Genomic DNA, 3,987 nt, shown 5'->3' on the forward strand with positions numbered 1-3,987 from the left:
CAAGCCCGGACCGGCAACGGCCCCGCCGTCTTCGCCACACTCCGTAACACCTCGATCGGCTACCACCGCACCAACGGTGCCACCAACATCGCCGCAGCCACCCGACGCGCCGACCACCGCCCACACGACCTCATTGTCGTGCCCAGCCCGTCCGACGAGGGAGGCTTTCAGGAGTTGGTCGAATTCAACCCCAGCCGGCGCTTCAGCTCAGCGTTCTCCACCCGCAGCCGCTCATTGTCCTCACGCAGCCGCTGCACCTCAACCCGCAGCTCAGCAAGCATCCCCACCACGGCCTCGTACGAGAGCAACTCCGACGGGGACGGCACACCATGATCATGCCAGCTACTCACTCAGCAGCATCAGGTTGAGGCGGTCGACCCGAACCTCAAGGCGGTCACCGGCCAGACCAGCCAGGTCGCAGACGAACTGCTTCTCCTCAATCTTCGGGTCGGTCAGGTCGAACAGCCGTACCGCCGGTCGCCCGTCCACGGTGGCTCGCAGGTCACTCGGCACGTCCAGGCTGACGCCCGGGTCCGGCACCAGGTAGAGCGCGGGAACCGGCCGGCGGTGACCCCGCCCTTCGATCTCCCGGTTCTCGATCACCACCGCTGAGATCTCGGCCCACCGCATGTCACGTCGGTACCGGCCAATCCGAACCGTCCAACCGTCCCGGTCGACATCAACCTGAAACCGCTGCAACCCGTAGCCCAACCACAGTGGACAACAGACCCAGATCAGCTATCTCACCTCAGGCTGAACACGTACGTGCCGTCCCTGACCGCCCGGGAGGGCGAGGTCGTCCGGATGCTCTGCGACGGGTTGTCGGACCGCGAGATTGCCCGCAACCTGTCGGTCTCCACCACGACCGTGCGGTCGCACATCCATCACGTCGCCACCAAGTTGGGCCTACGGGACCGCACCCAGGTCGCGGTCTTCGCCCTGCGGAACGGCCTCCTGCCACCCGAGGGCCGCGAGCCGGGCGACGAGGACGCTTCCGTTGAGCTGGCGAGGGACGACTTGCTATGGTCGACTGCGTCATAACACTGTTATCCGAACGGGCCGCCCGGAGGACTGCGATGGCGACTATTCGATGGGTTCCTCGCTTCGTCCGGGAGATGCCACGCCTGCCCGACGCCGACGGCGACGAGTTCGGCGAAGTCCTGGGCGACGCTCCGGCCCTGCGGATGACGCTGATCGGCGACTCGGCGGTCACCGGCGTCGGGGCCGACCACCTCGGCGACGCGCTGGCCGGTCAGCTCGCCCTCGCCCTTGCCGGGCTCACCGGTCGGCAGGTCTCGTGGCACGCGATCGGACGCACCGGCGCCCGCGCCCGGGATCTGGACCACTTCTTCTTCCGGCATCTGACGGACCCGTGCACCCAGTGGCGGCCAGACCTCGTCGTCGTGTCGATCGGCGTCAACGACGTCACCCGCCTGCTTCCGCCGTGGCGGTGGGAACGCGAGGTGGTGCGACTCGTCGACGTCGTTCAGCGGGAGGCGGGCCACCGGGTGCCGGTGTTGTTCATCGCCCTGCCCCCGGTTCGCAACTTCGTGGGCCTACCGCTCGTGCTGCGCCGAGCGCTGGGACATCTCGCCGACCGCTACAACAGGCGGCTGCGGCTGCTCGCAGAACGGAACCTCGATGTCTACCGGCTACCGGCCGAGGACCTGCTGGTGCCGCTCACCGACTTCTTCGCCGCCGACGGATTCCACCCCTCCCGGTTGGGCTACCGGGCCTGGGCGCGGGCCATCGCCTCCCAACTGGCCACCGTGTTGGAGCTGCGCGACGCCGCGCGCATGCCCGGCCTCGACGCCAGCCGCGTCGCTGCGCGATGACGAGGCCGGCCACGCCGACCACAGCCGACGGCACCGTCCGGGACAGGCTCATCGCCGCCGGTGCGCGGCTGCTCACGTCCCACGGTTGGGCCGGGCTGTCGGCACGCCGGCTCGCGGCCGAGGTGAACACCTCCACGATCACCATCTACACGCACTTCGGAGGGATTCCCGGCTTGGTCGACGCCATCGTCCAGCAGGGCCTCAACCAGCTCGCCGCCCGGCTCGCGACCGTGGCCGCGACCGAAGACCCGGTCGCCGACCTGGCCCGCCTGGCCGCCCGCTACCGCGACACCGCCCGCAGCAACCCACACCTGTACGGGGTCATGCTCGGCGGCGTCGGACACGCCCACTTCGGTTTGCCGCGCCGCGAGATCGACGTCCATTCCCTCACCCTCGGCAAGGCGGATGCGCATGTCCAGCGATGCATTCGAGCGGGGCGCTTCCGGTCCGACGACCACCGTGAACTCACTGTTCGCATGTGGGCGATGCTGCACGGATTCGTCATGCTCGAGATCGCCGACTACAACATCTCCCCGACCTTCGACAACTACCTGCTCCACATGTTCCTCGGGGCCGGCGACAATCCCAATTCGGCGGCGGAGTCCATACGCCTCGTGTCGTTGCCACCCAGCCCCCGGCCAGGCTCCTCGGCACAATACGACTGAACGAGGGCTGAGCTTCCCCCGGTTTCCCGGACACCTGAGCTGAGGCGACACTGGCCGCCGAGGGATGAGTTCGGATGCCCGCACTACACCCGCCGGAGTTTCGTCAGCGCTCGATCGAGTTGGCTCGGTTGCGCACCGAGCCGATCCAGGAGATCGCCAGGGAACTCGGAGTTGTGTCTGCGTAGCTGGCTAGCCCAGGCCGACGCCGACGACGGTAAGCACGAGGGTCTAACCAGCGTCGAGCGCAAAGAGTTGGCGGCGCTGCGCAAGGAGAAGCGGCGCCTGGAGGTGGAGAACGAGATCTTGCGCGGGGCCGCGGCTTACTTCGCGCGGGAGAACTTCCTCCCAAAAAGATCTACCCGGCCGTCACCGATCTCGCCGCCGGCGGGATCGCGGTGGCGGTGGCGTGCCGGGTCCTCGGAGTGTCGACGTCGGGCTACTTCGAGTGGCGCGGCCGGCCCGTCTCGGCCGGCAGGCGGCCGATAAGGCGCTCGGTGACCTGATCGGTGAAATCCATCGACTCTCGCGGGGAACCTCTGGGGTCGCCGCGGGTACACACCGAGCTGCGCCTGCCGCTGGGATGCGGTGCCGCCGCAAACGCGTCGACCGGAAAGGTTCGTGTTCGCCGCTTACGTCTCGGTCACCGTCCTGGCGTCAGTCTTCACCGGCGTCGCCGCTGTTACGTGCCTGATCGATCACCCCTGCCCGAAGGCACAGATGGACATGAAGCGCCTCCCCGGTCGTGGATGCCGATCTTGGGCATCCTGCTGGCGGCGGGTTCCCTGGGGCTGCTTGCTGGCTTCGCGCTTCCGCTGCTGGGGACCCTCGCCGCCGCCGGCCTCGTGCTGTACTTCATCGGCGCGTTCATCGCCCACCTGCGCGTCGGATACCGTCACCTTGAGGGATTGGCCATCTTCTTCGCCACCACGGTGGCCGCGCTGGCGGTGCACGTGAAGTACCGCTGGTGACCCGCAGCGCCTGCCCGACAGGTCGAGCAGGCGAGGCCGTCGACGCACCGTTTGCTGGGCGCGACGCCCGTGAAGTAGCCAGGTCCGTCGGACGACACCGGTAGGACGCGGGTACGCCACAGCGCGACCACGTCACCGGCCACCCACGGCTTGACGGGATGACGAAGACGGGCTGACCCACAGAGGTGGGAGTAGAGCCGATACGGCATCTCGATCACCGAACGGTTGTCGAGGCCGGCACCGGTAGTTGCCGGATCACGAGCCCCTGGTCGCCGTACTCGAAGGCCCGAATCTGGTTGTTGGCGCTCTCAGCATAGAAGCCGGCCACTTGACGGGTGGGTGTCGCGGCACCCGAGGGATCGAGGAACCAGTCGTTGAGCGGCGCCCCGACCGGGTCGTGTGCTAGTACCAACGCCGTTCAGTTAGGGCGGCGGCTGGTTGGTCAAGGGTCGCTGGTGATGACGTCGATGCTGGTGGTGGCTTTGTAGGTGCGGCGATCGATGTTGGGTCCGCGGGCCT

5 protein-coding genes and 2 pseudogenes are annotated in these 3,987 nt (G+C 68.0%); 5 read left to right on the top strand and 2 right to left on the bottom strand.

Annotation, left to right across the window (positions count from 1 at the left end; genetic code table 11):
• A pseudogene (locus tag AC2CHE_RS26510) lies at positions 1–333 on the top strand (hypothetical protein); the annotation flags it as partial.
• A gap of 9 nt (positions 334–342) precedes the next feature.
• Here AC2CHE_RS26510 and AC2CHE_RS26515 read toward each other — a convergent pair.
• Positions 343–630 carry a hypothetical protein gene (locus AC2CHE_RS26515; RefSeq protein ID WP_484507556.1) on the bottom strand — a complete coding sequence of 96 codons (288 nt, stop codon included), beginning with the start codon at positions 628–630 and terminating at the stop codon, positions 343–345.
• Positions 631–753: 123 nt separating this feature from the next.
• Between AC2CHE_RS26515 and AC2CHE_RS26520 the strand changes: the two genes are divergently transcribed.
• From AC2CHE_RS26520 to AC2CHE_RS26535, 4 genes and pseudogenes are all read left to right on the top strand, one after another.
• The gene (locus AC2CHE_RS26520) at positions 754–1,041 is read left to right on the top strand and encodes a response regulator transcription factor (protein ID WP_484507560.1); all 288 of its coding nucleotides are present in this window, start codon (positions 754–756) and stop codon (positions 1,039–1,041) included.
• Positions 1,042–1,076: 35 nt separating this feature from the next.
• Positions 1,077–1,835: an SGNH/GDSL hydrolase family protein gene (locus tag AC2CHE_RS26525; RefSeq protein WP_484507557.1), complete on the top strand. Its 759-nt coding sequence runs from the start codon at positions 1,077–1,079 to the stop codon at positions 1,833–1,835.
• A complete protein-coding gene (locus AC2CHE_RS26530; protein ID WP_484507558.1) occupies positions 1,832–2,500 on the top strand; it encodes a TetR/AcrR family transcriptional regulator in 669 nt (222 codons plus the stop codon). Before AC2CHE_RS26525 ends, AC2CHE_RS26530 begins: the two co-directional genes overlap by 4 nt.
• A gap of 618 nt (positions 2,501–3,118) precedes the next feature.
• Positions 3,119–3,468 (top strand): annotated as a pseudogene (locus AC2CHE_RS26535) (DoxX family protein).
• A gap of 214 nt (positions 3,469–3,682) precedes the next feature.
• Here the strand turns inward: AC2CHE_RS26535 and AC2CHE_RS26540 are convergent.
• Complete coding sequence (locus AC2CHE_RS26540; protein WP_484507559.1) at positions 3,683–3,880, bottom strand: hypothetical protein; 198 nt, start codon at positions 3,878–3,880, stop codon at positions 3,683–3,685.
• Positions 3,881–3,987: the final 107 nt, after the last annotated feature.

This window comes from Micromonospora sp. ATLC16 (assembly GCF_057196645.1).

What these genes read in the sequence shown, in the direction of transcription:
- AC2CHE_RS26525 (WP_484507557.1), top strand. Translation starts at nt 1,077, where the DNA reads ATGGCGACTATTCGATGGGTTCCTCGCTTCGTCCGGGAGATGCCACGC.
- AC2CHE_RS26515 (WP_484507556.1), bottom strand. Translation starts at nt 630, where the DNA reads ATGCGGTGGGCCGAGATCTCAGCGGTGGTGATCGAGAACCGGGAGATC.
- AC2CHE_RS26530 (WP_484507558.1), top strand. Translation starts at nt 1,832, where the DNA reads ATGACGAGGCCGGCCACGCCGACCACAGCCGACGGCACCGTCCGGGAC.